Origin of the sequence: Clostridium sp. TF11-13AC (assembly GCF_003481065.1) — a bacterium.
In the GTDB taxonomy this organism is placed as follows: domain Bacteria; phylum Bacillota; class Clostridia; order Lachnospirales; family Lachnospiraceae; genus Otoolea; species Otoolea fessa.
The window spans coordinates 187781-213040 of the sequence record NZ_QUKJ01000003.1; the positions used below are offsets into that span (position 1 = coordinate 187781).

Annotated in this window: 37 protein-coding genes and 2 riboswitches; of the genes, 33 read left to right on the forward strand and 4 right to left on the reverse strand. The window is 48.6% G+C overall.

Annotated elements, in window-relative coordinates; all coding sequences use genetic code 11:
- Positions 1–12: 12 nt before the first annotated feature.
- From DXD12_RS08205 to DXD12_RS08365, 33 genes are all read left to right on the forward strand, one after another.
- A complete protein-coding gene (locus tag DXD12_RS08205; protein WP_003499635.1) occupies positions 13–807 on the forward strand; it encodes a hypothetical protein in 795 nt (264 codons plus the stop codon).
- Positions 800–2176 (forward strand): CpaF/VirB11 family protein, encoded by a 1377-nt coding sequence (locus tag DXD12_RS08210; RefSeq protein WP_003499636.1) that lies wholly within the window; start codon positions 800–802, stop codon positions 2174–2176. The genes DXD12_RS08205 and DXD12_RS08210 overlap by 8 nt, the downstream gene beginning before the upstream one ends.
- Positions 2177–3109 carry a hypothetical protein gene (locus DXD12_RS08215; RefSeq protein WP_003499637.1) on the forward strand — a complete coding sequence of 311 codons (933 nt, stop codon included), beginning with the start codon at positions 2177–2179 and terminating at the stop codon, positions 3107–3109.
- Positions 3106–3984 (forward strand): hypothetical protein, encoded by an 879-nt coding sequence (locus DXD12_RS08220; RefSeq protein WP_050624192.1) that lies wholly within the window; start codon positions 3106–3108, stop codon positions 3982–3984. Before DXD12_RS08215 ends, DXD12_RS08220 begins: the two co-directional genes overlap by 4 nt.
- A gap of 185 nt (positions 3985–4169) precedes the next feature.
- Entirely contained in the window at positions 4170–4316 is a 147-nt protein-coding gene (locus tag DXD12_RS15310) for a hypothetical protein (RefSeq protein WP_006873413.1), read from the forward strand.
- Positions 4317–4377: 61 nt separating this feature from the next.
- The gene (locus tag DXD12_RS08225) at positions 4378–4599 is read left to right on the forward strand and encodes a DUF6133 family protein (RefSeq protein ID WP_003499639.1); all 222 of its coding nucleotides are present in this window, start codon (positions 4378–4380) and stop codon (positions 4597–4599) included.
- A gap of 83 nt (positions 4600–4682) precedes the next feature.
- Positions 4683–5030 carry a hypothetical protein gene (locus tag DXD12_RS08230; protein ID WP_003499640.1) on the forward strand — a complete coding sequence of 116 codons (348 nt, stop codon included), beginning with the start codon at positions 4683–4685 and terminating at the stop codon, positions 5028–5030.
- A 41-nt stretch (positions 5031–5071) separates the two neighbouring features.
- The gene (locus tag DXD12_RS08235) at positions 5072–5494 is read left to right on the forward strand and encodes a zinc-finger-containing protein (protein ID WP_003499641.1); all 423 of its coding nucleotides are present in this window, start codon (positions 5072–5074) and stop codon (positions 5492–5494) included.
- Between the two features lie 16 nt (positions 5495–5510).
- The gene (locus DXD12_RS08240; RefSeq protein ID WP_050624190.1) at positions 5511–6092 is read left to right on the forward strand and encodes a sigma-70 family RNA polymerase sigma factor; all 582 of its coding nucleotides are present in this window, start codon (positions 5511–5513) and stop codon (positions 6090–6092) included.
- A gap of 60 nt (positions 6093–6152) precedes the next feature.
- Positions 6153–6848: a hypothetical protein gene (locus DXD12_RS08245; protein WP_003499643.1), complete on the forward strand. Its 696-nt coding sequence runs from the start codon at positions 6153–6155 to the stop codon at positions 6846–6848.
- A gap of 2 nt (positions 6849–6850) precedes the next feature.
- The gene (locus DXD12_RS08250) at positions 6851–7309 is read left to right on the forward strand and encodes a hypothetical protein (RefSeq protein ID WP_308459193.1); all 459 of its coding nucleotides are present in this window, start codon (positions 6851–6853) and stop codon (positions 7307–7309) included.
- A gap of 172 nt (positions 7310–7481) precedes the next feature.
- Entirely contained in the window at positions 7482–8090 is a 609-nt protein-coding gene (locus DXD12_RS08255) for a hypothetical protein (RefSeq protein ID WP_003499645.1), read from the forward strand.
- 293 nt (positions 8091–8383) lie between these two features.
- A complete protein-coding gene (locus DXD12_RS08260) occupies positions 8384–8785 on the forward strand; it encodes a single-stranded DNA-binding protein (RefSeq protein ID WP_003499646.1) in 402 nt (133 codons plus the stop codon).
- Positions 8786–8901: 116 nt separating this feature from the next.
- On the forward strand, positions 8902–9717 hold the full coding sequence (locus DXD12_RS08265; RefSeq protein ID WP_003499647.1) for a hypothetical protein: 816 nt from the start codon (positions 8902–8904) through the stop codon (positions 9715–9717).
- A 45-nt stretch (positions 9718–9762) separates the two neighbouring features.
- Entirely contained in the window at positions 9763–10836 is a 1074-nt protein-coding gene (locus DXD12_RS08270) for a DUF932 domain-containing protein (RefSeq protein WP_003499648.1), read from the forward strand.
- Positions 10837–10873: 37 nt separating this feature from the next.
- Complete coding sequence (locus DXD12_RS08275; RefSeq protein ID WP_003499649.1) at positions 10874–11707, forward strand: hypothetical protein; 834 nt, start codon at positions 10874–10876, stop codon at positions 11705–11707.
- A 103-nt stretch (positions 11708–11810) separates the two neighbouring features.
- The gene (locus DXD12_RS08280; RefSeq protein WP_003502011.1) at positions 11811–12350 is read left to right on the forward strand and encodes a hypothetical protein; all 540 of its coding nucleotides are present in this window, start codon (positions 11811–11813) and stop codon (positions 12348–12350) included.
- Between the two features lie 63 nt (positions 12351–12413).
- Positions 12414–12659 (forward strand): hypothetical protein, encoded by a 246-nt coding sequence (locus DXD12_RS08285; protein WP_003502009.1) that lies wholly within the window; start codon positions 12414–12416, stop codon positions 12657–12659.
- Positions 12660–12763: 104 nt separating this feature from the next.
- Positions 12764–13447, forward strand: a complete 684-nt coding sequence (locus DXD12_RS08290) for a YkgJ family cysteine cluster protein (RefSeq protein ID WP_003502007.1) — start codon at positions 12764–12766, stop codon at positions 13445–13447.
- A 35-nt stretch (positions 13448–13482) separates the two neighbouring features.
- Entirely contained in the window at positions 13483–13911 is a 429-nt protein-coding gene (locus DXD12_RS08295) for a DUF6809 family protein (protein WP_003502005.1), read from the forward strand.
- Positions 13904–14389: a hypothetical protein gene (locus tag DXD12_RS08300; RefSeq protein WP_118638062.1), complete on the forward strand. Its 486-nt coding sequence runs from the start codon at positions 13904–13906 to the stop codon at positions 14387–14389. Before DXD12_RS08295 ends, DXD12_RS08300 begins: the two co-directional genes overlap by 8 nt.
- A gap of 175 nt (positions 14390–14564) precedes the next feature.
- The gene (locus DXD12_RS08305) at positions 14565–15104 is read left to right on the forward strand and encodes a hypothetical protein (protein ID WP_003502000.1); all 540 of its coding nucleotides are present in this window, start codon (positions 14565–14567) and stop codon (positions 15102–15104) included.
- Positions 15101–15646, forward strand: coding sequence for a hypothetical protein (locus DXD12_RS08310; protein WP_003501997.1), 546 nt, complete (start codon positions 15101–15103; stop codon positions 15644–15646). Before DXD12_RS08305 ends, DXD12_RS08310 begins: the two co-directional genes overlap by 4 nt.
- A complete protein-coding gene (locus DXD12_RS08315) occupies positions 15643–16743 on the forward strand; it encodes a DUF4313 domain-containing protein (protein ID WP_003501995.1) in 1101 nt (366 codons plus the stop codon). The genes DXD12_RS08310 and DXD12_RS08315 overlap by 4 nt, the downstream gene beginning before the upstream one ends.
- A complete protein-coding gene (locus DXD12_RS08320) occupies positions 16740–17063 on the forward strand; it encodes a hypothetical protein (RefSeq protein WP_003501992.1) in 324 nt (107 codons plus the stop codon). The genes DXD12_RS08315 and DXD12_RS08320 overlap by 4 nt, the downstream gene beginning before the upstream one ends.
- A 128-nt stretch (positions 17064–17191) precedes the next feature.
- Positions 17192–17899: a DUF4313 domain-containing protein gene (locus tag DXD12_RS08325; protein WP_003501990.1), complete on the forward strand. Its 708-nt coding sequence runs from the start codon at positions 17192–17194 to the stop codon at positions 17897–17899.
- Between the two features lie 26 nt (positions 17900–17925).
- Entirely contained in the window at positions 17926–18582 is a 657-nt protein-coding gene (locus DXD12_RS08335) for a hypothetical protein (protein ID WP_003501988.1), read from the forward strand.
- A 386-nt stretch (positions 18583–18968) separates the two neighbouring features.
- Positions 18969–19068, forward strand: a riboswitch (TPP riboswitch).
- Between the two features lie 60 nt (positions 19069–19128).
- A riboswitch (TPP riboswitch) is annotated at positions 19129–19226 on the forward strand.
- A 66-nt stretch (positions 19227–19292) separates the two neighbouring features.
- Positions 19293–19967 (forward strand): TenA family protein, encoded by a 675-nt coding sequence (locus DXD12_RS08340; RefSeq protein ID WP_003501986.1) that lies wholly within the window; start codon positions 19293–19295, stop codon positions 19965–19967.
- Positions 19964–20767: a bifunctional hydroxymethylpyrimidine kinase/phosphomethylpyrimidine kinase gene (gene thiD / locus DXD12_RS08345; protein WP_003501984.1), complete on the forward strand. Its 804-nt coding sequence runs from the start codon at positions 19964–19966 to the stop codon at positions 20765–20767. Before DXD12_RS08340 ends, thiD begins: the two co-directional genes overlap by 4 nt.
- Positions 20768–20778: 11 nt before the next feature.
- Entirely contained in the window at positions 20779–21420 is a 642-nt protein-coding gene (thiE, locus tag DXD12_RS08350) for a thiamine phosphate synthase (RefSeq protein WP_003501982.1), read from the forward strand.
- Complete coding sequence (locus DXD12_RS08355; protein ID WP_003501979.1) at positions 21410–22066, forward strand: HAD family phosphatase; 657 nt, start codon at positions 21410–21412, stop codon at positions 22064–22066. Before thiE ends, DXD12_RS08355 begins: the two co-directional genes overlap by 11 nt.
- A gap of 2 nt (positions 22067–22068) precedes the next feature.
- On the forward strand, positions 22069–22554 hold the full coding sequence (locus DXD12_RS08360) for an NUDIX domain-containing protein (protein ID WP_003501977.1): 486 nt from the start codon (positions 22069–22071) through the stop codon (positions 22552–22554).
- 209 nt (positions 22555–22763) lie between these two features.
- Positions 22764–23189, forward strand: a complete 426-nt coding sequence (locus tag DXD12_RS08365) for a response regulator transcription factor (protein WP_003501975.1) — start codon at positions 22764–22766, stop codon at positions 23187–23189.
- Between the two features lie 53 nt (positions 23190–23242).
- Here DXD12_RS08365 and DXD12_RS08370 read toward each other — a convergent pair whose 3' ends face one another.
- The 4 genes from DXD12_RS08370 to DXD12_RS08380 all read right to left on the reverse strand — a co-directional run bounded on the left by DXD12_RS08370 (position 23243) and on the right by DXD12_RS08380 (position 25146).
- Positions 23243–23425: a helix-turn-helix domain-containing protein gene (locus tag DXD12_RS08370; protein ID WP_003501974.1), complete on the reverse strand. Its 183-nt coding sequence runs from the start codon at positions 23423–23425 to the stop codon at positions 23243–23245.
- Complete coding sequence (locus DXD12_RS08375) at positions 23422–23829, reverse strand: sigma-70 family RNA polymerase sigma factor (RefSeq protein ID WP_243024401.1); 408 nt, start codon at positions 23827–23829, stop codon at positions 23422–23424. The genes DXD12_RS08370 and DXD12_RS08375 overlap by 4 nt, the downstream gene beginning before the upstream one ends.
- Before the next feature lie 19 nt (positions 23830–23848).
- Positions 23849–24148, reverse strand: coding sequence for a hypothetical protein (locus DXD12_RS15655; protein ID WP_243024402.1), 300 nt, complete (start codon positions 24146–24148; stop codon positions 23849–23851).
- Positions 24149–24591: 443 nt separating this feature from the next.
- Positions 24592–25146 (reverse strand): SLOG family protein, encoded by a 555-nt coding sequence (locus DXD12_RS08380; protein ID WP_243037023.1) that lies wholly within the window; start codon positions 25144–25146, stop codon positions 24592–24594.
- Positions 25147–25260: the final 114 nt, after the last annotated feature.

Consider the following 25260-nt stretch of genomic DNA (forward strand, 5'->3'; position numbering starts at 1 on the left):
AGGATCTTCGTTATGGGTAAAGTTATCACCGTCTGGGGAAGCCCCGGCAGCGGCAAATCCATGTTCTGCTGTATTCTGGCCAAAGCCCTGACCCGGGACAAGCGGAAAGCCATCATTATCAATGCCGATATGAATGTCCCTATGCTGCCGGTCTGGCTACCGGAGCAGATCATCCAGACCAATACCTCTATCGGCCAGGTTTTGAGCAGTGTGGAGATTGATACATCTCTGGTCGCCAGTCATGTGACAGTGCTGAAAAACTATCCCTTCATTGGGATGATGGGCTATGCGGCAGGAGAAAACCCGCTGAGCTACCCAGAGGTCAAATATACCATGGTACTGCAGCTCATTCATGCTGCCGCCAAACTGGTAGATTTCGTCATTCTGGACTGCAGCACCAGCATGACCAATGTGTTCACTCCCGCCGCCATTGAAGCCGGCGATGTGGTCATCCGTATCCTCACCCCGGACCTAAAGGGCATCAACTACCTGAAAGCCCATCAACCTCTGCTTGTGGACGAGCGCTTCCGGTTTTCTGAGCATATGACATTCGCCGGTCTGGCCCGTCCCTTCCACGCCTTGGATGAAATGGGCTATATCATTGGCGGGTTTGACGGCCTGCTTCCCTACAGTAAGGAGATCGACCGCTGTGCTACCGAAGGCGGTATGTTCAAGGCTATCACCTACTGTAACCCCAAATACACTGCTTCACTGAACAAGGTACTGGAAATTCTGGAGCAAATGGAACTGGCCGAACAGTCAGAGGATGATGCAGCGTATGAATGTGAGGAGGATGCCGATGAGTAATTTGAATGATATATTCTTCACACCGGCCGCCAATCAGGAGCTGACCTATGACCAGGTACTGGAGGATGTACAGCGGTATTTTGCCGAAAACCATGCCTCCACCATTGCTGAAGCTGGGGAAGGCAATGCAGAGCGTGCCACAAGCCTGCTGAAAGAACTGATGGAACACTACATTGTCAAACGCAAATATGCCCTTGACGGGCTCTCTACAAAAGAACTGTGTTCCAAGCTCTATGAAGACATGGCCGGCTACTCCTTTTTGAAGAAATGGATCTATAAGCCTGGTGTTGAGGAGGTCAACATCAACGCCTACAACGACATTGAAGTGATCGAATCCAGTGGGCGCAGTATCAAGATCTCTGATAAATTCAGTTCGCCCCAGCACGCCATCGATGTGATCCGCCGAATGCTCAACGCCTGCGGCATGGTCATTGATGATACTATGCCCAGCATTGTGGGATTTCTGGACAAAAACATCCGTATTTCAGTGGACAAAACTCCCATTGTGGATGCAGATGTAGGCGTCAATGCCTCCATCCGTATTGTCAACCAGCAGACCGTCAGTGAAGAAAAACTGCTGAACTCCGGCAGTGCCACCGCTGAAATGCTTCACTTTCTGACTGCCTGTATACGATATGGGGTGTCCGTCTGCATTGCCGGCTCCACCGGCTCCGGCAAGACCACGATCATGGCCTGGCTGCTGTCCAATGTGCCCAATAACCGGCGCCTTATTACCATTGAAGAAGGCAGCCGCGAATTTGATCTGGTCAAGCGGGATGCACAGGGCAATATCCTCAATTCCGTGGTACATCTGCTGACCCGCCCCAGCGAGAACCCTGCGCTGAACATCAATCAGGATTTTCTTCTGGAGCGGGTGCTGCGTAAGCATCCGGATGTCATCGGTGTAGGTGAAATGCGGTCAGCGGCAGAAAGCCTGTCCGCAGCCGAAAGTTCCCGCACCGGCCATACCGTATGTACCACCATCCACTCCAATTCCTGCAACAGTACTTACCGCAGGATGATGACCCTTGCCAAACGCAAGTACAACATGGATGACTCCATCCTCATGCAGATCATGGTAGAGGCGTATCCCATCATCGTCTTTACCAAGCAGCTGGAGGACCGTTCCCGTAAGATCATGGAAATCATCGAGGGCGAGGACTACCAGGACGGGCGGTTGATCGCCCATTCCCTATACAAATATGAAGTGGAGGACAATGTAACTGATGACCGTGGTGAAACCCGTGTGGTGGGGCACCATAAAAAAATCGGCTTGATCTCCGATTCCTTGAAGAAAAGGCTGTTGGACAATGGCATTTCCAACAAGGAATTGGAAGAATTCATGCAGCCGCCAAAGGAGGTGGGTTAATTGCAATGGATCTATCTTATCTGTTTTATCCTGCTCAGTGCTGGGCTTTTGGCTCTGTTTGGTGTGAAGCCGGGTGATTTTATTGACGCCCTCTTCCGCTCCCAGCGAAAATCCGCCACCTTGTCTGATGAACTGAATGTTCTTCTGGGCACACCAGCCAAGGGTTTTTTTAATCAGGATTACGAACTGAAACAGATCTTGAAGGGTACCGGACGGGCGGACCGCTATGAGGCAATAAAACGACTGTCCCTGATTCTGTTCGCTGTGGGGGCTGTGCTGGCTCTTTTGATTGGGAATGTGTACATGGTGCCCATTCTGGGTATCGGTTTTTCCCTTATACCGATCTGGTATCTGCGCAGCACTGCCGCCAGCTATAAAAAGCATCTGAATGAAGAACTGGAAACCGCTATTTCCATCATCACGACTTCCTACCTGCGCACCGAGGATCTGATCCGTTCTGTCAAGGAAAACCTGCCCTATATCAATGAGCCGGTAAAAGCCAACTTTGAAGCCTTCGTTTATGAAGCGGAATTGATCAATGCCAACATCACCAGTGCTATCAACAGCCTGAAGATGAAGATTCCCAACCGGGTCTTCCATGAATGGTGCGGTACCCTCATCCAATGCCAGTCCGACCGCAGTATGAAGAATACCCTGCCTACCATCAACCAGAAATTCTCCGATGTGCGTGTGGTGCAGTCGGAACTGGAGGCAATGATGCAAGGACCGCGGCGTGAAGCCATCACCATGATATTTCTGGTTATCGCCAATGTGCCGATGCTCTATTTCTTGAATGAGGATTGGTTCCACACCCTTATCTTCACCACACCGGGCAAAATTGCACTGGCAATCTGTGCAGCCATCATCCTGTTTGCGCTGACCCAGATTATGAAACTGAGCAAGCCCATCGAATATGGAGGTGATAGCGTATGACCTTTCTGGCGCTCATCGCCATCATCTTCTTCGGTTTTGCTGTCTACAACCTGACCTGTGCCTTTGTGGACATCCCGACCAAGAAGACCTCACAAATGATGATGCTCTCCCGCAAACAGCAGGGCACCAAAAATGAAAAGCTGCTTGATGTCTATGTGACAAAAATCGCCGGTTGGATCGCCCCTTATTTGCGGCTGGACCGGCTCAAGCGCAATAAGGTGCAACGCGCTCTGGACATTGCAGGTCTGCAGCTTACCCCGGAGGTCTATACAGCCAGAGCCTGGGTAACTGCAGGGGCAGTTGGCCTGTGTGCCATCCCCATGGCATTTCTTATTCCGCTGCTGGTACCTATTTTGATTGGCCTTGCGGTAGCGCTGTGGTTTTCAACCTACTATGCAGCCTTTGATTTTGTTAAAAAGCGCCGCAAACTGATCGAGGGAGAGATCCCCCGATTTGCTTTGACCGTCGGCCAGAGCCTTGAAAATGACAGGGATGTACTTAAAATTCTGACTTCCTACCGCCGTGTGGCTGGGAAAGACTTCGGCGCCGAGCTGGATCAGACCATTGCTGATATGAAGACCGGCAACTATGAAAATGCCCTCATTCGATTTGAAACCCGCATTGGCAGCCCCATGCTGTCCGATGTGATCCGTGGCCTGATTGGTGTCCTGCGCGGCGATGATCAGCGGATGTACTTCAAAATGATTACTTTCGATATGCGCCAGATCGAGCAGAACAATCTGAAGAAGGAAGCTGCCAAACGTCCCAAAAAGATTCAGCGTTACTCTATGATGATGCTGATTTGCATTATGATTATCTATCTGGTGGTGCTCTGTACCGAGGTTATGAGTTCGCTCGGGGCGTTCTTTGGCTAATTGGTATCCGACCCGGTACTTCCGGGCGTTTTCATACCTGCTCCTCATATGGAAGACAAATACACAGGGAGGTGAGCGTTTGTACCCAAGCGATTTTCCATAGCGACAGGCACATTATTTCCATTGGTCCTAACTGAGCCGGTCTGTTTCATCAGCCCGGCTTCATTTTTTACAGGAGAATGCCTATGCCCAAAAAGAAATTTTATCCGCCGAATGATACCGGCACCAAAAAACGCCGATTTCGTTGCTTGCTGTTCCAGCGGCCTAAAGCATATCCGAACCGGCCCCGTTCCAACAAAAACAATCTGATCAAGCCTATCCGCCGCGCTTAACAGACGGTGGACTTGATATACCTACCCAACCACAAATCAAACACATAACAGGAGGTTAACCATGAGAAAATTCACGACCCGTATCTATACCAAAGCCAACTATCTGCTCAACCGCGGCCGTATGGCATTGTCCAATCAGCGCGGCGATTTTTACATTTCGGATGCCGTCAAGATCATTATCGCCGTAGTTTTGGGTGCGCTGCTCCTGGCGGCTCTGACCCTCATCTTCAACGATACGGTCATCCCCCGCATCACTGAAGAGATTGAAAGTCTGTTCTCCTAAGCACCAAATCAGGGGCCAGTTTGCAGAACTTCTGCAGCTGGCCCCTTTTTTATTTGCAGATAACGACTAATGGAGGTGAAAGCATGAATCAAAAACCGTGTCAGTTCTATTCCTTTCTGCAGGCAGTCCGGGGTAACTGGCGCAACGCCCTGTTCATCCGCTGCAGCGGTTCACTTTGTCCAATGATCCGGCAGGCATCCTGTGAGGGGTTCCTGATGGCAGCAGACGCAGGCTGTCAGCCGATCTTTCTGTCCGTCCAGACAGTGCGGAAGCTGAGTGGAGAAGCAGTGGACCCCGAAGAATGCTCTGCAATTCTGGAGTGCCGCTCGTTCCGGACTGCTTATACCAAGTTTCTGGAATGGCATACCTCTTCGGACCATGTATGTCCGTTTTTACAGCTATGCCCAGACCGGGATACCTACTTCGGATGATTCTGCCTGTTAAGACGCAATGCCGCCGTCATCGGCGCGTAATGGAGGTGATTTTATTGAAACAAAAGCAAATCAAATGTCCTTATTGTCATGCTCACGCTTCTCTTCGGCCTGCAAGCCTTGTGTATGGATCTACTCCACAGACCAGAGGAAAATTCCTGTATGTCTGCGACAGATGGCCGGCCTGCAATGCCTATGTCAGTGCTCATGAGCGCACATTGCTCCCCATGGGGACACTGGCGAATGGCGATCTGCGCCACAAACGCATTCTGGCCCATCGTGCCCTAAAAAAACTGCAGCAGGACTGCCATATGGAAAAATGGGAGGTCTATATCTGGCTGCAAGCCAAACTGGGGCTGGATGCACACCAGACCCACATCGGCCAGTTTTCCGAATATATGTGTGAGCAAGTCATTTCCCTCTGTCAGCAGGCTCCGGCGTACACATCCGGGCGTGCTGCCTGAACGGAGGTGAAGCCTGATGAAGCAAAACTTTAAGCTTACCAAAGACCAGCAGACACTGGTAGAAAAAAACCTATCCATCGTTCACTGGGTCATTGTCAACAACATCCATGTAAATCCCGGCATCTGTGGTCTGGAGTACGGAGATCTGTTTCAGGAAGGATGCCTGTGGCTCTGCAAGGCCGCTTTTACCTACAATGCCGGACAGGCGCAGTTTTCAACCTACGCCAAAAAGGTTGTGAAAAATGGACTCCTCTCCTACTGCCGAAAAATCTGTAGTCAGGGGCGGCACATCAGTCGGCTGATCATCGGAGAACAGGGCGAGCTGGCCGCAGATGGAGAGCAGGTAGACCAGCCGGATGACCATTTTGACTCCCACCTTTCTCGTCTGGAGACCCTTGATCTGCTGGAAGCCAGCAAACAGAACTATCAGGGCGTTGCCAGACTTGGCATCGAAGCACTGGCGCTGAAGGTTCAGGGAATGCGCATTACAGACATCGCCGCCCTCTATCAAGTCCCTCCTTCCCATGTGGGCGCCTGGATCTCCCGCTCCCTGGAAAAACTTCGCAATGACCCTGACTTTTTAACCTGCCTGCTTTGATCTGTTGAAAATCAGCATCAATAACAGTAAGGGATATGTATAAAAAGGAGGTATCGAAATATGGCAATCAAAACCCTATACACTGCGGTCGGCCGGTTTGAACGAAGGACAAACGGCTGCAACCGCAGTTGTCCAATCATCCTGTTAGGCGGTCAGGAGTACATGGCCGATATGCAGGAAATGGTGATTTGGAGCATGCTCAACTGGAGAATCCTGCGCTGGGATGACATCGCACAAGAATACGAAAAGCTAGCCACCGCATCCGGTTACTGTACCGAGCGTTCTTGGGAAGACTGTACAAACCGACTGCTTACCCGCGGTCTTCTGGTATCCGGCAGCGGTGAAACAGAATACGATGCTCTGTATGACCTGCTTGGTTCGCTCAGCATTATCCCAACCAGCGGACCGTTCTTCCTCCGGCTCGCCTCTTTTGTCAAGCTGACGCTGCTGGCACATGTTCCGGTATCCGCTGCGCGGAAACTGTTCCAGAAAGATAAACGCACCAAATACGAAGTTCTGGTCATGCGCCTTGCCGGCCAAGCCCTGCTCTCCACTGCAGAGATCATCAAGTGCATAGATAAAAATATTTCCCGCCTCCCCAATGAATGTGCGCTTTTGGATTCCCTCTACGGAGATGAAACGACCACCAGTGACAACATTGCCAGCATGGTCAAAATCAGCCAGAGCAGCAAGCCAGTGACATTAGCCGTTGCCAATCTTTATCTGCGGCAGCAGATTATCTTTGAGAGGGTATGAGCATGATGAAACAATGGACTCTTTTTCCCACCGTATTGCAGCGAAAGTTTCTGCTCACTCTGCTGGCCGGAATCGCCAGTGCGGGAATCAGCGTCATCATCTGCGTGGCGACTAAAGATCATATCCTGCTGGCATTGGGGATTGTCGTACTCTGCGCCTGTCTTATATCCTGTCGATGGATCTGGGCGACTGCAGCACATAAGAACTACGAGGTAGTGGAAGGCATCTGCGCCGGTATCAGTACACCTATGCTCCGCCACTACCGCAAAGTACATCTGATAGACAGCCATGGTATAGAGATCACACTGCTTCTCAGTAAATCGGCCCGGCTTAAAATAGGCGCACCCTACCGATTTTACTTTCAGAAAGGGGCGCGGCCTGCCGTGGGAAATGACTATCTGGACGCAGCCCTTTCAACGAACAGCTTTTTGGGCTATGAAGCAATCAGCGAGCCGGAGTAACATCCCGATCCGTCCTCTGAATCCTAAAAATGCGAGGTGGTTTTGAGCCACCTCGCTTTCTTAAAGGGCATTTTGCAAATCACAATGACCAACGCCTGATTTCCTTATATTTTGCAGAATACATTCCTTCTGTCCCTATTTATTGGGTAGATCAAGGAAAGGAGGGTTTCCTATGTATAAGCCCCATACCATCGAACAATATAAAGTCTATCGCTTTCTGGAAGAAAACTTTGCGCTGGAGCATTTCCTGCTCGCTCCTTTGTCGCGCTTCGGACTGATGCTGGAGGACAAAACCGGTGAAAAAATCGCGTTTGCCTTTCTCAATGACTGTGTACAGGAAATACCTATACCAGCTCCAGCTGCTCCAGAAACAGTAATCGCTTTTCTAAAGCAATTCCGCAGCCTTACGCCCCGCCCAGTCGTCCATGACTTTGAAGCGCTGACCCGCTGGTGGCTGGACAATCCCAACCCGCTTACCTACCAGCAGGCACTTGGTATGTCCGATGATCTCTACCACCATTTTCTGTCCCATCCTTTGATCAGTGAAGATGACGCCCTTCGGCTGGCACGCAAAGGACTCGTTACCGAATCGGAATATAATGACCTGCAGCTATGGTATTTCAACGGCCATACAATGTCCTGCTGGTTTGGTCCTCTGGGAGTAGATGGCACCGGAAGCCTATACGGCCTGACCTTTGACTATCAAACGGCATCCCCAACAAAGACTCAGTTCTACCTATTGGATGACTACTACCGCGTTATGAACCATCTTACAGAGTAAAACCTTTTCAACTACTACATATCGTACTTGTCGCTGGCTATAAATCTATATATAGTGTTTTACATCTTGACAGGCACAAGATGCAGTGCTATACTGTATCTGTAATTGATTTTTGTGCGTATCCCATTTGGGAATACAGGTCTTTTTGATCTGTACCGTAGGCCAAAAGCCTGCATTGCACACGCTGTTAAGTTTGTATGCAAGTGTCAGTGATTTTTTGCGCCCTTTTAGGGTCGAAAAACTGCTGGCACTTTTTTATATAGATAATAATGCCAATGGCAGAAAGGAGTGTTATGGCACAGATTTTTGTGTTCGGGCGCGTCATGAACGACCTCGTACCCAAAGAAAGCCAGTCCAAACAAAGCTATGTATGCTTTGATCTGATGGAACGCACCAAAAACTGGACGCAGTTCTATCAGGTGTGGGCCTGGGATGCAGATGTCACCCGGCTCATGCAATTCAAGGTCAAAAAAGGCAGTATGATCTGGCTTGCCGGCTCACAGCGGCTGGTAGATGTTCGCATGAAGGACGGCAAATTGGAAAAGAAACTGAAGGTCAGTCTAAATGACTTCGGTTTTCTCCCCAAACAGCCCGCCGCGGCGAACAGACAAGAGAATGACCCGGACATTACGGCGGAACCCGCACTGCCTCCCGCGGAGGTATTGGACGGTGACCGTGAATCCCTGCCGGAGTAGTTTACTTCGGCTCCTAAGAGGGACCGTATCAAGTTTTTCAGAATGAAACTGAAAGCTTGGTGCGGTCCCTCTTTTTTTGTTTTCCAACAAATTCAGAAAAAAGGATGGTATCAAACATGAATAATGACAGAGGACTTTTGAGTGGCAGCATCACGATCCTGATTGGTGCGGTCATCGCAATTATGGCTCTCGTGCGCAGGCCCTGGCAGATCTGGCTGCTGCTGGGCGTTTTCACTCTCTGGGGACTGTGGGTAGTTTTGATCCTGCTTCTCCCCTATATGCAGCAGGCCCAACGGCGTCGCCAGCGTCAACAGCGCACCAGACAGCTCCATGCAGAAGGCATCCAAACACGAAGTTTTGAGATTCCTGACTTGGGCGGCACCAACTCCGATGACCTTCTGGTGCGCCACACCAACCATCGTATTCTGGCATATCTGCGCTCCGCTTATCCGCAAGCCACCTTCGAGTGGTGTGAAAAGCAGCCGGAGCAGCTGATCCGCAATGGCGGTACCGGCCGAATCCGTGTGTTTGGCATTGACGAGTTTGATCACGCCGATGTGACACTGGATCAGAACGCCAATATCAAATGCGATATGGTCAAAATCGTTCCGCTGTCCAAGGTCGGCGGAGAAACTAACGAGGATGATGCAACACCTCCGAACAGGCAGCCTGTTGATCCCCGTATCTGGTATGAAACGCAAGGACGCTCTGTACTGGAAGCACTGATCTCCGACCTTAATTCCCGTGGGCACAGTAAACTGACGCTTCGGGAAGACGGTGATATCTGCATTGAGCAGGGCGAAGATGCTGTTTCTCAGGAGCATCTGAACAACTTTCCCCAGAAGGTCTACTGGCCCCGTCTGGCAGAGGTTCTGGAAAGCAATGGTCTGGCCGCTGAAGTCACTGCCCAGGGCATTCAGGTGTCCTGGTAATGCTTCTGCTGCCAAGGAACACAGAGAAAGGAGTGAACTTGACGAATGAAATCAGGACTTACCATCGTGGAAATGGCACAGCAGATTGAACGCCAATCCAAACTCAAGCAAGACTATTTGCTTGATACCCGTCGGCTTCAAGTAGAACCTTTTGGTTCTCAACTTTATCTCCACACCTTTGATGACCACGATGACCCACTGGTGGAGCCACTGGAGATCAACCAGATCGCCCATCGGCAGATCGGCACACATCTGAAGATTCCGGCTGCTTACTATGACCGTATGCTTTCCGATTATCCGGAACTGCTGGCGGAGAATGTGAATTCCTGGTTCCAGCGGGAACCGACCCAGCGTATGGTCCGCACCCTGGATGGCACTGTACGGGCGTTTTTGAGCAACCGCTATCGCCGCATTGACAACCTGGACATTGCAGAAATCGTCCTTCCTGTCATTCAGCAAATGGAGGACGCCTATTTTGAAAGCTGCCAGATCACGGACAGCCGTATGTACATCAAGGTAGTCAACAAGCGGCTTGAAGCCGAAGTTGTACCCGGTGACATCGTGCAGTCCGGCGTTATCATCAGCAATAGTGAGGTTGGACTGGGTTCCGTCAACATCCAGCCTTTGGTCTATCGGCTGGTATGCAGTAACGGCATGGTTGTCAACGATGCCCAGACTCGCCGTACTCACATCGGACGGGTCAATGAGGCAGACGAAAACTTCCAACTGTTCTCACAGGAGACATTGGCCGCTGATGACCACGCATTTGCCATGAAGATCAAGGATACCGTGATGGCCGCCGTGGATGAAACACGGTTTACACGGGTAGTCGGCATGATGCGTGAAGCCACAACCGTCCAGATGAATACCACTGATATTCCCAGTGTTGTCCGTCTGGCAAGCAAGGATTTCAATATCACCGAGGAAGAAAGCACCGGCGTTCTGCAGCGTCTGATTGAAGGCAAGGATCTGACCCTCTATGGGCTATCCAATGCCGTAACACGCTTTAGTCAGGATGTGGACAGCTATGACCGCGCCACTGCCCTGGAGGGGATCGGATACAATATCCTGTCCATGCCCCGGCAGCAGTGGAACCGTATCAATCAGATGGCCGCCTGACCATCTGCAACCATCACATTTTTAAGGAGGAACCACTATGTATAATCAGAACAGCGATTTGATGAAACAGGAAAAATTCATGCTCCCCACTATGATCGAAAGCGATTTCAGCGCCGAGGAACTGGCCGAGGACGCCGATGGTCTGCAGATGAGCTTTCCGCGTGTCAAGATTCCCGCCGGCGGCACACTCCAGTTCGAGATGCCGTCCGATGATCCGGACAATCCTGACTATGAAAAGACTCTGGTAGGCGTCATTCTGCATAGCCACGCCACCTGCGCCTACTGGCCGGCCGGCAGCGAGTACGATGACGATACCACGCCGCTTTGTTCTTCTGCGGATGGCAAGATCGGCATCGGTACACCCGGCGGTGCCTGCGCCACCTGCGCAATGAACCGCTTTGGTTCTGCACCTGATGGCAGCAAGGGAAAAGCCTGCAAAAATATGCGTATACTCTACCTGCTCCGCAGTGGAGAGTACATGCCTCTGCAGATAAATCTGCCCCCCACCAGCATCAAACCTTTCAAAGACTTTTTGAATCGAGCTTTTATGTTCCGCTGCCGCGCCACCTGCGGAAGCATCGTGCAGATTGGTCTCAAGCGTGAGAACAACGGCACCAATGACTACAGTGTTGCTACCTTCAAACTGCTGCAGGATTTCCAGGGCGAGGAACTGGCTCAGATCCGGGCTTACGCCAACAGTTTTAAGGAGCAGATCAAACTCCTGCTCCAACAGCGTACCGAAATCACTGAGGAGCAGCGCGACACCGGCTGCGATTATGTAATCGAGCCTGGCGCCATGACCAACGAGCCGGCAGACGGTCACTATACTGTCAGCCAGATCAATGGTGACTGCGAGCAGCTGCCCGCATAAGTATCTTGATGTGACCTGCGCCACATGACACATGAACAAAGGGATGCCTTCGGTTGAACACACCGGAGGTATCCCTCTTTTTTTATTTAAGGAGGAAAATACAATGTTATGTGAAGTACCATTAACCAAAGAACAACAGGCATTTGCCACCGCCCATCATAGCCTGGTCTATAAGTTTCTGAACGAAAACCGGTTGCCAGAAGATGAATTTTACGATGTAGTCATTTTCGGCTATCTGAAAGCCGTTCGGGATTACTTTTCTGATCTCACCGCACAACAGTTCACTTTTTCCACCATCGCTAATCGGAGAATGAAATTCTGCTTATTCGATTACTTCCGTACCCAGGAGCGCCGCAAGCGCAATATGGAGGTTCTCAGTATTCATGTCGGATTATATCCTGATGGTGCACCTTTAGAAGATACCATTCCTGCCCATGACCCAATCATGCAGCAGTTGGAAATGGATCTTCTGCTCCACGAACTGGCCGGCAGAGTATCCAAGCAGCAAATGGATATTGTGCATCTGAAACAGGGCGGCTATGGTATCCGTGAGATTGCCCGCACCCAGAAGGTTCCTATGCGGCGCATTAAAGAGCTTCTGGCCGAAGTCCATGATGTGCTGTTGGACATTTGCTATGGGTAAACCCATTACAGATACGAAATACCCTTACATCCACATTTTCAAAAAGATTGGAGGTCAAACCGAATGAAGAAAGAAAAGAAACAGATCGTTTTGAATGGTTCTCTGCTACGTCCACTGTCTGTTGGGCGGGGTGCGCTTCTGCACGCCGGAGGAAACATCTACCACACTTCGCGTGTGGTGGCGATTCTGGAGGAGTCGGAGGATTGCGTCCGTTTTGAAACGCAGAACTCCCACTACCATCTGTCCATGTCCCCTTTTCCGCTGGCGGCTGTCAGTCCGCTCCCTGTGAGATTGGCCGCATGTGCGTGAAGGGACTGTAAATGGATTGGAACAGCCGGCTCCCGCTGACTATTCCACAAGTTCTGGCCGTGGCGGATACCATTCCGTCACGGCTCTTTTTATGGAGGAACAAAATGAACGAAGAAATCATGAATGAAATTCAACCAGTCCGCCCCAAAGACCAGTTTACCTTTTCCTGCCGTCAATGCGGGGCGTGCTGCCGCAATATCGAAGGCTGTGTAATGGTGGAGAGTCTGGACGCCTACCGCCTGGCTCGCTATCTCCGAACAAAAGGTGAGCCCATTGAAGGAATAGAGGATTTCCTGTTCCGCTACTGCGAACCGGAACCACTGACCGAAGAAGGCTTCCCTATCTATATGCTCAAGACAAAAGCCCCAAACGGCCCCTGTATCTTCCTTATGGATGGGCGCTGTTCCGTCTACCCTGCCCGTACCCGTACCTGCCGTATCTATCCTCTTACCGTAGGTCCAGGGGAGCGTGGCCGTGATTTTGAATACTGCCTGTGTCTGGACCGGCACCGGAGCCACTTTACCGGCAGCCGGGTATCCGTCAAGGACTGGTTGTATCAGAATTTTAAGAGGGAAGACAAAGAATATGTAAAGCGGGAATATGAGATCGCCACCGAACTGGGCAAACTGATGCGCGCCATTGACCCTGACATGCGGCAGGGCATTGTATTCAAGGTGATCTACTACCGCTATTACAATTTTGATTTAGACCAGCCTTTTCAGCCTCAGTATGAGCAGAATAACCGGCACCTGTTAGCAGACCTGCACCGGATTGCCAGGGAACAGTAAAAGGCAAATGGCTTTTAGAAAGGGGGCCTCATTTTATGAATTTACACGAAACAGCAATGGGGCAAAGATTTTTTAATGTTCAGCTCCCTGCACTGATCAACACACTCAAAGATATTGCGGCGGCGCTTTCCCGCCCTGCACCATCTGCTATATCCTTTCCGGCAGACCCACGCTTTCTCACTTCGCTCTATTATGGCGAATATGAAGCAGATGTGTTCAAGCTTGATAAACGCCTCACACCTTTTAATCAGGCAGTACAACAGAAAGAAAAAGCTCTGCTCCCGCTGCTCTCCAACGAGGCATCCATCGCTTTTGAACAGTATCAGACTGCGGTACAATGCCGCAATTCTGCTGTATTGGAGCAGGCATACGCCTCTGGTTACCGTACCGCTGTGCAGATGTTTGCGGCAGGCTTAGGCCCACAGCCGCCAATACCGGAACATGAGGAGGATAGCAATGGATGAGAACAGACTGCCCGAACTGCCCCAGGAAGCTTTTCGGCCAATGATCGCACAATCAGTCCAACTGGAACAGTTTTTGGGGGAAGAACTGATTTTTTGCTTTCGGGATCTTGATGGCGTCCATACCTTTACTACCTGCTATGGCGATATCTACAAAACAGTCAACGCACTGCGGGATTATGTCCGGCTTCTGGAATCGGTGTGCGATCAGTGGGAGCTGACTGGATTCCATCGTGCTACCTATGAGTACCATGCAGAAAAGCTACGTAAAATTGCGGACAAGCTGCAAGCTGGTATCGGCTACGACTATGACAAAGCCGTGGAACGATGCAAAAGAAAACGAGCCCAAAAGTCCCACAGCAGCGATGTCGGGGAAGATGCCCTTCTGCTGACGGTACGGGCTGCCGACAAGTCCACTGACAATGAAAAGGAGGCTGCGCCTTATGAGGAAGATACCCCTTGGGAACCTGAACTCGAATAACCCTATAAAAACATCTGTTAAAAAGTATCATGCAAACGTTGCCCGGCAATCTTCCAGAGAACGGAACCGATTGCTGGCCTGCAAGAGCTTTGCGTTTACCCACGCCAATGTGCATGAGCACTGCCGCCACTTCCGGCGCGGATAACCGCCCGGAAGTTACCCACGGAGGATGCCTATGGAACGAGATGAACTACGCACCACTTTAGTGAACCATCTGGAAACCCTGCGGCGCAATCTGCAGGTCGTATCCATGGAGGTGCTGAAAACCAAGTACAAAAAACCATTTGATGCCTTGCGGCAAGACATCTGTAAAGCCGCTACCGCCTATACCCGCTTTCTGGTATTTGACGGTATGCGGATCAAACACAAATACTTTGATGAGGCCGTACCCTATATAGATGCAGCTGTGAAGCAAACCAAGCGGCTCAAACAGATCTCAGATGCTGCCTTTCAGCGCCAGGATATTGACGAGATCGAATCCCTCGCCCTTGCCCTGCGCAAAGAGATAGAAGCAGCTCTGCAGCCCTTCTATATGGGACATATGTGCCTTTATGTGACGCCGGAATGCTTTGACGACCCGCCCAAGACGCCGGAAGTCTACAACGATGCAACCGCCTGCGTCTGGCGGGATGGTACATGGCAGCTTCTGGAGGATACCAGCAACGGGTTCCTACTCTTTGTTCAATCCAAATCCAAGGAGGAAGCTGCCGCATGAAAAATACATCTCAGCAATATCTAAACAGCGAAGCACACGGTTATCTCATGGAGGCCAAAGCCTGCAAGCTTTTGCTCAAAGACTTGGAGCGCATCCGCGCCAAGCTCAAGCGGCACATCGAAAAGGAAGCCGCAGACCGCGAGGCAGAATTTGAAGCAGCTATGCAATACCATAGCGAAAGCGACATCCAGGAAGCCTACGGCTGGGAATTCATCAGCGAACAGCAATATGAGCGCTATCTGGAATTGTTTCGTCAGGGACGCAAAGCACTTGACGAACACAGCCCCACTGTTACAGAACTGGCTCTCTCCATCCTGAACCGCATCTTTCTGGATATTGATAGGGACTGCCGCCAATGCGAGTTTGAAGCCCTGTCACCGGAAGAACAGCTTGCCGAGTTGAAGCGTGCTGAAGAATCCAGACAGGCATGGAAGCAGTATATCGCCAGTCTGAAAGAAATGGTCGGCTCTATGACTGGAAAGACCAATGACCACACTGCGTCAAAAAATGCAGCAACTATACACAAGGAGGATGCAAAATGAAAATTCGCGAAGATCGTTCTCATATGAATATTGATACCAGATGGTTTGAAAAAGGCTATGCCAAAGAAGATGTCCACTCCCTGCGCCTGCAGTCCCTATGCACCGAAGCAGAGGCCGCAGCCAACAAACAGTTTTATGACAGTCACACCTGCGAAGAATGGGAACAATATATCCGTCAGGCAAGTTTGGAGAGCAGCGCAGCAATGAAACCCGTCATGGAAGCCATCGCACAGGACTTTGTCTGCTACCAGTATGACGAAAATATCCCTGTGTCCTATGGCAGCGACCGATGGGATCTGTACTTCTGGTGTAATCCCTTTAGCGGCGCCGCAGACGCATCCGAACGGGATTTCTCGTACTTCACACTGACCTTTAACGAGCGTCAAACGCTGGAGAAACGGAAAAAAGTCTGTCAACAGGTACTGGATCTCCTATGCTCACGCTTTCAGGAGCATCCCAATCTCAATGTAGCCGTACAGTATTCCATATGGTTTGACCATCCAAAGATCCACGATGCGGTGGAGCGCGCAAAGCCCCGTCTGCATGGCCTGCGCTGTATTCAGGACCAAAAGGAAGGAAAGCTGCTCCTGCAGGACGGTGCCCTGCTCTTCAAGCCAAAATACGCAAAGAAATATACCCGCACGCTGAGCCAGAGCCAGATTTTGTCCCTTAGTTGGGAACTGGGCGTAGAGGATGGAGAGCCTGATACTGATACTGATGCTGCACCTGTTACCTTGCCTTACAAGAAATTTGGTGCCACGCACCCCATCCAGCTGCAGGTGACTTCCTACCTGAATGGAAACCTTGCCATACAAATGGTGACATGGGAAAGCGGTGACCCGGAACCCTGGGCGACTCTCACCGTCAACCTGCCCGGTCAGCGGCAAAAAGACCATGCCTTTATCGACACCAATGCCGATTCGGAATTTCCCACCTGGCTCATCCGACATGGTCTGGCTATCCCCACCGGCCGCACCATGCAGAGCGGGTTCTGCACCTATCCCGAATATCGTTTTCGTGCCAACCGGCTGCAGGAACTGGATCCGGAAGGGTATGCAGGCTACCTGAAAAACTTTGAAAGGCGGTGCAGTGCATGAAATATAAGGCAGTTTATGATGTACTGAATGAAAGGCGGCAGACAACCCCCGGTTTCTGTTACCATGACCGCAGCGGCTGGCGTGCTTACCCCCAGACCTATATGACCATGCAGCGCCCTTTATGGATTATCGCTGAAGATGCTGCCACGGGCAGGCGTCTGTGGATCACCCAGGAGGGCACCCGATTTAGCATTTCCATTCGAAGGATGGATGAACAGCGGAATAACTATGGCCCTACCTATCGCATTACTTGTGAAAACAGGACAAAGCTGGCTCAGGTTCTGCGCTATCAGTTCGAGTCAAAGATTTTGGCTGTGTAGCTGACGATGACCAGAGAGGAACTGCATTCCTCTCCCTGCTCCGGTTTCCTTGTCCGGAACACACACCAACAAGCACCGGCAATCTGCATTTTTGCAGGCGGCCGGTACTTCTTTGGAGGAAAACGCTTATGAATACTCTCGCATTTACGCTGGGCGAACACCGAGCCCAGCTTACTTTGAAAATCAGTACATATCCCAACGGCAATCTCGCCATCAAGCTTTATGAAAAGGATCATGGCATCCTGATTTTGTGGGAAACCCTTACCACCAACTTAACCGGAATCCGGCCCGACCACTGCGCTTTCATCAATATAAAAGCCGCAGACGGACTTTTTCCGGCCTGGCTGTCAGACAATCACCTTGCGGAACCCACTGGACAAATTCTTGAATCGGATGGCTGTCTTTACCCTGAATACCTGTTTTATGGCAAAGAACTGGATGCCCTGGATCATGAGGGGCACACCCTCTACATCCGGCATCAGAAAGGCGAACTGGGGTGCCACTTTGAGCGGCTGTATATTGCCCTGCGCAGACTGGCGCGGGAAATCAACGGGTTCAGCTACACCGATTACAGCGGCTGGCGGTGTCTGGATGGGAGTTCCTCCACCCTGCCCCTCTGGATTGAGGCATCTGATCCTTCTCATGGCCGCAAATTCATCTTCACACAGAAAGGTCCCGCACTCCAGACTATCATCCGCTATGCCGATGGTACGGAGAAGCAGTGCATCTATCGGCGCAAAGAGGACATGGCAGGCGATCTGATGACCATGTTCCAGGATGAGCTGCGTGTTTACCCTCCCTGGTCTGAAGACCGAAGGAAACGGTACGAATATTAAACACGATAAAATAGGAGGACATCATCATGAAGATCCGTATCTATCCCAAATCCCTGTTGGAAACCATGTGGCAGCAGGACAAACTGCTGTTTACCCCAGAGGCGGAGCAACCACCCCTGTGTCTTCGGTGTGGTCAGCCGCTGGATTGCAGGCTGGTCATCAACGCCCTGAGCCGCTATGCAGATGTCCATATCTGCGAGGCGTGCGGTATGGATGAAGCCCTGCGTGATGCCAACCGTTGCCCACTCCCTCTAACAGAATGGGCAGCTGTCAAAAACGGTTTGAGCCAGCAGCAGACCGACTTTGAAAATCCGTTGCTGACTACTTCCTGCACCTTTGAAGATCTGTTTCAGCAGGGCTCCCGTCCTGCCAGCGAGATAGCCTATTCCCGTTCTGATTATGACGGATGGAAATGGTGGACCACCTGGCATCAGTGCCAAAAGGATACGCCTGTTCTGGAAGTTGCCCGTGAAATTGATGCTTTCCAGAATGCGCTGTTCCAACTGCCGGAGTTTCTGAATTTGGATACCCTGACACGGTTCTGCCGAGGGTACGCCCAGCCCACCAGCGAGCCCACCGAATTCAATTTGTATTCGGAAACTGCCCACTTTTATATCTGGCTGCGGTTAGTCACCCGGCATCGAGATTATAATGCCTATGTGCATTACTATCTGAAAGGTTAAAAATTTACAACGCACCGGATACAGTATGCCTATCGGCTCTGTATTCGGTGCGTTTTTCTCTCTTTATATACCGCACCATAATCATATCCAAAATATTTATGAAAAATTAGATGCCACAAATTCTATTGAGGGATAAAACAAAGCTATTATTTTAGGATACATTAGCCCCTTACTGTAACCCAGTGATAAAAAACGTCGGCGAAAAGGTGTCAAATCCTCCACATCTGTCTCTCCTTTTTTGTCCGTTTTCCCGCATTTAGAACCTCGTTTTGAGGGGAACAGGATAACTTTATCTAGCCGACCATGCGGAAAAACCTTTGATTTCCGTGGACTTTTACCGTCCTAAATGCGTAGACTTGACTTTTGGGGACTTTCTAACTATAATGATATTCAAGCAGGGGGACTACCTTGTAGTTGAGAAGGTTAAAACCTGACCCTTTGAACCTGTTGGCTAATACCAACGCAGGGAGCTAAAGAATACAGATTCGTATTTTTTGGACATTCTCTGTTTTGGGAATGTCCTTTTTTAATTGAATAAGATATGATATGTGTTTGCGAGGGAACTGAACAAGTTGAAAAAGGTAAGACCTGACCTCTGGACCTGTCGGCTAATACCGGCGTAGGGAAGCAATTTCTTACGCTCGTATTGCGTCTGAAAGAGCTTCTAATTGTTTTAGAGGCTCTATTTTTTTATCTTAGGAGGATCAAACATGGCATTTATGAAAGACATCTTAACCCACAACATTCCCATTTGGGAAGAATGTGCAGCTACCCCATTTGTGCAGGAAGTGCAAACTGGAAAGCTACCTCTTGAAAAATTCAAAAGATATATGATTCAGGATAGTATCTATCTGAAAAACTATGCCCGTATATACGGCAAGGCAATTTTTCATGCTGATACATTAAGAGAAATTCAGCTTTACTATTCCATGCTGAATTTTGTAAATGATACGGAATCAGAAGTGCGCCTGGATTATCTAAAGCAATTTTGCATGACGGATAATGATATTGAACTGATCGCTCCTCTGCCTGAAAATCAAAATTACATTGATTTCATGTTTGAGATTGCGTCACATGGAAAGAATGAAGAAATTTTAATGGCGGTTCTTCCCTGTATGCTAAGTTACAGCTATATATTCCGAAAATTGGCGGCTGTTCCTACAAGCAGACAGTCAAGATATTGGGACTTTATCAAAGATTATGCGGATGAACAATATGCAGAAAGCTGCAAAGAATGGTCTGCTTTTGCAGAGCATAAATGTGCCGGGTTATCAGTAGCAAATAAAAAGTATCTGGCTGATATTTTTGAAAAAGCAAGTTTGTTAGAGCTTGCTTTTTGGAAGATGGCCTATCGGAACGAGAGAATGGAGGAAAATGCAAAATGAAAAAAGTATTGTCCATTGCCGGATCAGATTGCAGCGGAGGTGCAGGTATTCAGGCTGATTTGAAAACTTTTTCTGCTCACGGCGTATTTGGAATGAGTGTTATTGTTTCTGTTGTTGCAGAGAACACCAGCCGCGTTATCGACATCCAAGATATTACCCCGGATATGATTGCAAAACAGATTGATGCCGTGTTTGAAGATATTGAAGTGAACGCAGTAAAGATTGGTATGCTTTCTACGCCAGAATGTATGAAAGCAGTGGCAATGAAACTATTACAATATAAGCCACAAAATATTGTAATCGACCCGGTTATGTATGCCAAAAATGGCTGCCCATTGATGAATCCTGCGGCGGTTTCCACCTTGATAGACACTGTAATTCCACTGGCCGATGTGCTTACTCCAAATATTCCAGAGGCAGAGAAAATAGCGGATATGCAGATTTCCACAGTTTCAGATATGGAGGCTGCCGCAAGAAAAATATATGCCATGGGTTGTAAGGCGATTGTTGTCAAGGGCGGACATCATATAGGAAATGCCGTTGATGTCCTATTTGATGGAGAAAATTTCCACCACTTTGAAACAGCCCGCATTGATACGAAAAATACTCATGGGACAGGCTGTACCTTTTCTTCTGCAATCGCTTCCCAGCTTGCAAAGGGAAAAAGTATTCCGCTTGCTGTCGAAGCGGCAAAGGCTTATGTCACAACGGCAATCGAACACTCCCTTGCGATTGGAAAAGGCTGTGGCCCGACGCACCATTTCTACGAATTGTATCAGCATGGTTTATCTAAAGAATAGGCAGGTGCAAAATGAACTTTGATTATACACTTTATCTTGTTACTGATCGTCAACTAATGAGCTGCGATAGCCTGACAGAAGCGGTGGAACAGGCAATTTTAGGAGGCTGCACAATGATACAACTCCGAGAAAAAGAATTGCCTTCATTGGAATTTTATAATCAGGCGGTTGCCGTGAAACAGGTTACGGAGAGATACCATATTCCCCTTATCATAAACGACCGGATAGATATTGCAATGGCTGTGCAGGCTGCGGGAGTACATATTGGACAACATGATTTACCTGCGGCTACCGTCCGCAAAGTAATTGGGGAAAATATGCTGTTGGGGGTATCTGCTTCTTCCATTGCAGAAGCAATACAAGCACAGCAGGATGGTGCGGATTATTTGGGAGTTGGCGCAATGTTCCCTACTGGAACTAAAACCGACGCTGAATCTGTATCAATGGAGGAATTACAGAAAATCCGCACAGCCGTTTCTTTGCCGATAGTTGTTATTGGCGGTATCAATAAAGGAAATGCAGGGCGTTTCAAGCCCATGGGAATTGACGGACTGGCTGTTGTATCTGCCATCATAGCGCAGTCCGATATAAAAGCTGCTGCTGCGGAACTGAAAGATTTATTTTGCGGAAAGGAAAAGAAACATGGATTTTAATGCGGCAATCTTTGATTTAGATGGAACAATTCTGGATTCAATGGATGTATGGGAGCATATAGATATTCAGTTTTTGAAAAAGAGAAATCTTCCTGTCCCAGATAATTATGTAACTGAAATATGTGCAAGGAGTTTTGAGGAAGCCGCACAATATACCATTGATCTTTTTGGATTGCAGGAAACGGTAGAGGGAATTATTGAGGAATGGAATAATATGGCGGTCGAGGAATACAGGAACCATGTCGGTCTGCTGCCCTATGCCCTTGATTATCTTCTGCGCTTAAAAGAACATGGAATAAAACTTGCAGTTGCTACGGGGTTGCCGGAAAATCTCTATATTCCATGCTTAAAGAACAATTCTATTTTAGAATTATTTGACGCTCTATGTTCAACAGATGAGGTTCAGCGGGGAAAAGAATATTCGGATGTCTTTGAATTGGCCGCAAGAAAATTAGGGGTTGCACCTGAACACTGTATTGTGTTTGATGATGTGCTTCCAGCAATTAAAAGCGCAAAGGCAGCCCGTATGTTAGCAGGTGGGATTTATGATAAGTATTCCGCAGATCAGCGTACAGAAATAGAAAGGATTGCGGATATTTACTTACTTGATTTCCGGCAAGCACCGATCCCACACAAAGAGGTATGAAAATGGAAAAATGGGATTTATATAATGCAAAACGGGAAAAGTCTGGAATAGCAGTGTGCCGTGGAGAAATCATACCCAAAGGGCTGTATCATTTATCTGTGAGTGTATGGATTGTCAACCAGCAGGGGCAGTATCTTTTATCACAGCGGCATCCGAAAAAGCAATACCCTCTTTATTGGGAATGTACGGGTGGTTCTGTACTTTCCGGGGAAACCAGTTTGCAAGGAGCAATCCGAGAGGTAAAAGAAGAATTAGGAATACTGCTTACTCCCGGAAGTGAAAAATTGATTTATCAGACCAGACGGGAAAATGTGCAGGATTTTTACGATGTTTGGCTATTTCATAAGGATATAAAGATTGAAGAAATGCGTTTACAGGAAACAGAAGTTGTGGATGTTCAATGGGTAAATCCAGATAAGTTATTTAAGATGTTTCGCCTGAAACAACTGCACCCTCTGATTACCTATGTGGAACAACTAATAGGCTGAAAAATGCCAGATGTTAAGGTACCAAAGTCTCTGTTGTCTAACACGCTTTTATTGCACAAGAAATCAAATAGGATCCATGTTATTTAGTTCCATATGAAATCAAACAAATTGTGGAAATCACTTATATAAATTATCCTTGCATTTTATATTCTATATTTCCATGAAGTTTGGTTGTCTCAAAGTGTGTAAGGAGAAAGGATGTGAGCAAAATGGGTAAACTTCTGATTCTGTCCATTCCTGATCATGAAGAACATATAATCAACAAAATTATGGAGCTTATTGCGGATGAGCCAGAGTTTATCCACCTTGCACCATCTCCACCGCAGTCTGCACTTTCCTTCCCTGGTCTTGAAATTCGGCTAAAGGAACAAACCGTATATTGCAACGGTACCCTCATCGCTTTGACTTACCATGAATTTGCAGTCCTTACATATCTGGCTCGTCATCCTGGCTGGGTATTCTCAGCCAGCCAGATTTATGAGGCCGTATGGGATAAAGACGGTGAACACTGCGGTACTGCAGTTGCCAGCGTCATCGGTCAGATCCGTCGCAAGCTGACGCCAGACACGCCGAAGGGCGGTTATATCCGCACCGTACTGGGCAGTGGGTATAAATTTAACAGTTCTCCTTTTTAAGTCAGTAAGAAAGGCTCCGAGGCCGTAATGATCTCGGAGCCTTTCTCATTGACTTAAATCCTAAACAGGCTGATTGCCTTCAGTAAAATAATGCTCAATTCCTGGTATAAATCTTCATCAAGTACGCCATCAATAATGGCATACTTGAGTAGCAATGGCCGGTACATCTGTAAGATTGCCGTAATGGCATCCTCGTTGCCAGCCTTGGCGCTGAGAAGCAGACATTCAAAATTCATTTTTTGTCACCTCCTTCAATGCACTTTCTGATTTTCTGAATCGTCCTGTAGTAAAGTGCCGCTGCCCCTTTATAGGACAGCCCAAACTTTAGTCCCAGCGTCTCAAAATCTTCTTCCTCCAGCGTTCGAGCCAGAAATATCTGGCGTTCCCGTTCATTGAGTTTCTGCAACGCCTCCAGAAGCACTCCATTCTCAATGACATCCATAAGCGGCAATCTGTCCAAGACCACTTCCTCTGAGCTGGGTTCGGATTCATAGACCGCTTCTACAGCACTCTCTATACTGTTGCGCTTATAGAGCTGGATCAAATAATCTTTTCTGCGGCGTTTGACCGCCGAAACTAAATATGCTGTAAACCTGAATTGCAGGTCATCTTCTGCCTGCCCATTGTTCCGTTGCCACATGGCTTTACCTCCAAAAGTCTCAAGAATTCCGATGGATTTCCTGAGCTTCTGGTGGTGACCTGCACCGGACCAAATCTGGCTGAGATAAAGAAAAACAGCCAGCTTTGTACCAATGGACAAAACCAGCTGTTCCTTGAATTTCTGCATCGAGCAGTTCAATAGATGCCGTCCGGGCAGGTGGAGGTTTATCTTTATGTAGAGAAAACTCTCTTGTCCTACCTCGACGATATACCCCTATTGAGAGCCGTTCATGAAAAGCCGTGTGTCCTGGAGTTATGAAAGCAATGAACTGCTCGATGTTGTGGAATCCTTTCTCCATAACATCGTTACTCCCTGTCCGCAGTTATGCGGACGGCACACAGGCGGCCTGCATCATCCCCTTTCTTTCGCGATATGGCAGCGCAACGCTGCCGCCCTGCTGATAATTGTTAAATTGTGAAATAATACTTTTTTCAAATGCTATTCCAGCTATTCTATTAAATTAAAACAAAAGGCGGCCTCCATCCTTATTGTCAGGATAAAGACCGCCTTCTTCTTCCGATTTTCATTGGGTATCGTACTGATCTCATACCCCCACCTCCGCTTATCGAATTTTCATTGATTTTTGGGATTACTGCCATAATTACAGTGTAACTGACAGTTTTCGGAAACTTTTGGAGTAGCGTTGGAATCACCTTCGAGAAAAGAGAAAATCGTTCGACATTATATGACAAAACAGGCTCCAAAACGGTCACACCTCTTTCCTGTTTTGGAGCTGTTCCTTTATTTTTTCCATAAAATTGCATCTTCCGTCGTTACCTGTGCCGTATCTGGATGGATATAAATGATTTGGAGTCCTTTCTTTTTTGCATAGTTGACAGTCTGCTGGGTTCCAGACCGCATATTGTGTGTATTGTCATAGACAGCCACCATATATCCGGCCTGCTCCACCATATAGTAATTGCGTTTCTTATAATTGTCACTTGATGGCATTTCACCCAAGATTAAGACCTTCGCAGCATATTTGCGAATAAACCCCATCCTCTTTCGATGCCAGTCATCCCAGCCTGCATCATAACCCTCAAAAGGGAGAGCCAGACACAATTCCACATCTTGATACATTGTCTGTTCTTTCATTCGCAGCAGGATCTCTGCTGCCCACATATCAGCTCCCATTGCTCCCCCAACCCAAAAGCATCGTACTCCCTGATTATAAAGCCGTATAAGCTGCTCCTGCAGACATTTTTTGATCCGCTGACAACGCTTGTCCTTTTCGTTATATTTGAACTTAAAACGGGTCGGTCTGTGGCCTGTAATCACACACGAAAAACTGTTCATATGGTTCTCCTTTCCCAGCATACTTCTTTGTCTATTATACTTGCCATAGACGAGATAAATCAACCATGACCGCTTAATAATCCATGTCATAGAGGATAAAATGTAACTATAGCA

Excerpts from the sequence above, each read along its gene's own strand:
- DXD12_RS08205 (WP_003499635.1), top strand. The coding sequence starts at position 13 with ATGGGTAAAGTTATCACCGTCTGGGGAAGCCCCGGCAGCGGCAAATCC.
- DXD12_RS08210 (WP_003499636.1), top strand. The coding sequence starts at position 800 with ATGAGTAATTTGAATGATATATTCTTCACACCGGCCGCCAATCAGGAG.
- DXD12_RS08220 (WP_050624192.1), top strand. The coding sequence starts at position 3,106 with ATGACCTTTCTGGCGCTCATCGCCATCATCTTCTTCGGTTTTGCTGTC.
- DXD12_RS15310 (WP_006873413.1), top strand. The coding sequence starts at position 4,170 with ATGCCCAAAAAGAAATTTTATCCGCCGAATGATACCGGCACCAAAAAA.
- DXD12_RS08225 (WP_003499639.1), top strand. The coding sequence starts at position 4,378 with ATGAGAAAATTCACGACCCGTATCTATACCAAAGCCAACTATCTGCTC.
- DXD12_RS08230 (WP_003499640.1), top strand. The coding sequence starts at position 4,683 with ATGAATCAAAAACCGTGTCAGTTCTATTCCTTTCTGCAGGCAGTCCGG.
- DXD12_RS08235 (WP_003499641.1), top strand. The coding sequence starts at position 5,072 with ATGGAGGTGATTTTATTGAAACAAAAGCAAATCAAATGTCCTTATTGT.
- DXD12_RS08240 (WP_050624190.1), top strand. The coding sequence starts at position 5,511 with ATGAAGCAAAACTTTAAGCTTACCAAAGACCAGCAGACACTGGTAGAA.
- DXD12_RS08245 (WP_003499643.1), top strand. The coding sequence starts at position 6,153 with ATGGCAATCAAAACCCTATACACTGCGGTCGGCCGGTTTGAACGAAGG.
- DXD12_RS08250 (WP_308459193.1), top strand. The coding sequence starts at position 6,851 with ATGATGAAACAATGGACTCTTTTTCCCACCGTATTGCAGCGAAAGTTT.
- DXD12_RS08255 (WP_003499645.1), top strand. The coding sequence starts at position 7,482 with ATGTATAAGCCCCATACCATCGAACAATATAAAGTCTATCGCTTTCTG.
- DXD12_RS08260 (WP_003499646.1), top strand. The coding sequence starts at position 8,384 with ATGGCACAGATTTTTGTGTTCGGGCGCGTCATGAACGACCTCGTACCC.
- DXD12_RS08265 (WP_003499647.1), top strand. The coding sequence starts at position 8,902 with ATGAATAATGACAGAGGACTTTTGAGTGGCAGCATCACGATCCTGATT.
- DXD12_RS08270 (WP_003499648.1), top strand. The coding sequence starts at position 9,763 with ATGAAATCAGGACTTACCATCGTGGAAATGGCACAGCAGATTGAACGC.
- DXD12_RS08275 (WP_003499649.1), top strand. The coding sequence starts at position 10,874 with ATGTATAATCAGAACAGCGATTTGATGAAACAGGAAAAATTCATGCTC.
- DXD12_RS08280 (WP_003502011.1), top strand. The coding sequence starts at position 11,811 with ATGTTATGTGAAGTACCATTAACCAAAGAACAACAGGCATTTGCCACC.
- DXD12_RS08285 (WP_003502009.1), top strand. The coding sequence starts at position 12,414 with ATGAAGAAAGAAAAGAAACAGATCGTTTTGAATGGTTCTCTGCTACGT.
- DXD12_RS08290 (WP_003502007.1), top strand. The coding sequence starts at position 12,764 with ATGAACGAAGAAATCATGAATGAAATTCAACCAGTCCGCCCCAAAGAC.
- DXD12_RS08295 (WP_003502005.1), top strand. The coding sequence starts at position 13,483 with ATGAATTTACACGAAACAGCAATGGGGCAAAGATTTTTTAATGTTCAG.
- DXD12_RS08300 (WP_118638062.1), top strand. The coding sequence starts at position 13,904 with ATGGATGAGAACAGACTGCCCGAACTGCCCCAGGAAGCTTTTCGGCCA.
- DXD12_RS08305 (WP_003502000.1), top strand. The coding sequence starts at position 14,565 with ATGGAACGAGATGAACTACGCACCACTTTAGTGAACCATCTGGAAACC.
- DXD12_RS08310 (WP_003501997.1), top strand. The coding sequence starts at position 15,101 with ATGAAAAATACATCTCAGCAATATCTAAACAGCGAAGCACACGGTTAT.
- DXD12_RS08315 (WP_003501995.1), top strand. The coding sequence starts at position 15,643 with ATGAAAATTCGCGAAGATCGTTCTCATATGAATATTGATACCAGATGG.
- DXD12_RS08320 (WP_003501992.1), top strand. The coding sequence starts at position 16,740 with ATGAAATATAAGGCAGTTTATGATGTACTGAATGAAAGGCGGCAGACA.
- DXD12_RS08325 (WP_003501990.1), top strand. The coding sequence starts at position 17,192 with ATGAATACTCTCGCATTTACGCTGGGCGAACACCGAGCCCAGCTTACT.
- DXD12_RS08335 (WP_003501988.1), top strand. The coding sequence starts at position 17,926 with ATGAAGATCCGTATCTATCCCAAATCCCTGTTGGAAACCATGTGGCAG.
- DXD12_RS08340 (WP_003501986.1), top strand. The coding sequence starts at position 19,293 with ATGGCATTTATGAAAGACATCTTAACCCACAACATTCCCATTTGGGAA.
- thiD (WP_003501984.1), top strand. The coding sequence starts at position 19,964 with ATGAAAAAAGTATTGTCCATTGCCGGATCAGATTGCAGCGGAGGTGCA.
- thiE (WP_003501982.1), top strand. The coding sequence starts at position 20,779 with ATGAACTTTGATTATACACTTTATCTTGTTACTGATCGTCAACTAATG.
- DXD12_RS08355 (WP_003501979.1), top strand. The coding sequence starts at position 21,410 with ATGGATTTTAATGCGGCAATCTTTGATTTAGATGGAACAATTCTGGAT.
- DXD12_RS08360 (WP_003501977.1), top strand. The coding sequence starts at position 22,069 with ATGGAAAAATGGGATTTATATAATGCAAAACGGGAAAAGTCTGGAATA.
- DXD12_RS08365 (WP_003501975.1), top strand. The coding sequence starts at position 22,764 with ATGGGTAAACTTCTGATTCTGTCCATTCCTGATCATGAAGAACATATA.
- DXD12_RS08370 (WP_003501974.1), bottom strand. The coding sequence starts at position 23,425 with ATGAATTTTGAATGTCTGCTTCTCAGCGCCAAGGCTGGCAACGAGGAT.
- DXD12_RS08375 (WP_243024401.1), bottom strand. The coding sequence starts at position 23,829 with ATGTGGCAACGGAACAATGGGCAGGCAGAAGATGACCTGCAATTCAGG.
- DXD12_RS15655 (WP_243024402.1), bottom strand. The coding sequence starts at position 24,148 with ATGGAGAAAGGATTCCACAACATCGAGCAGTTCATTGCTTTCATAACT.
- DXD12_RS08380 (WP_243037023.1), bottom strand. The coding sequence starts at position 25,146 with ATGAACAGTTTTTCGTGTGTGATTACAGGCCACAGACCGACCCGTTTT.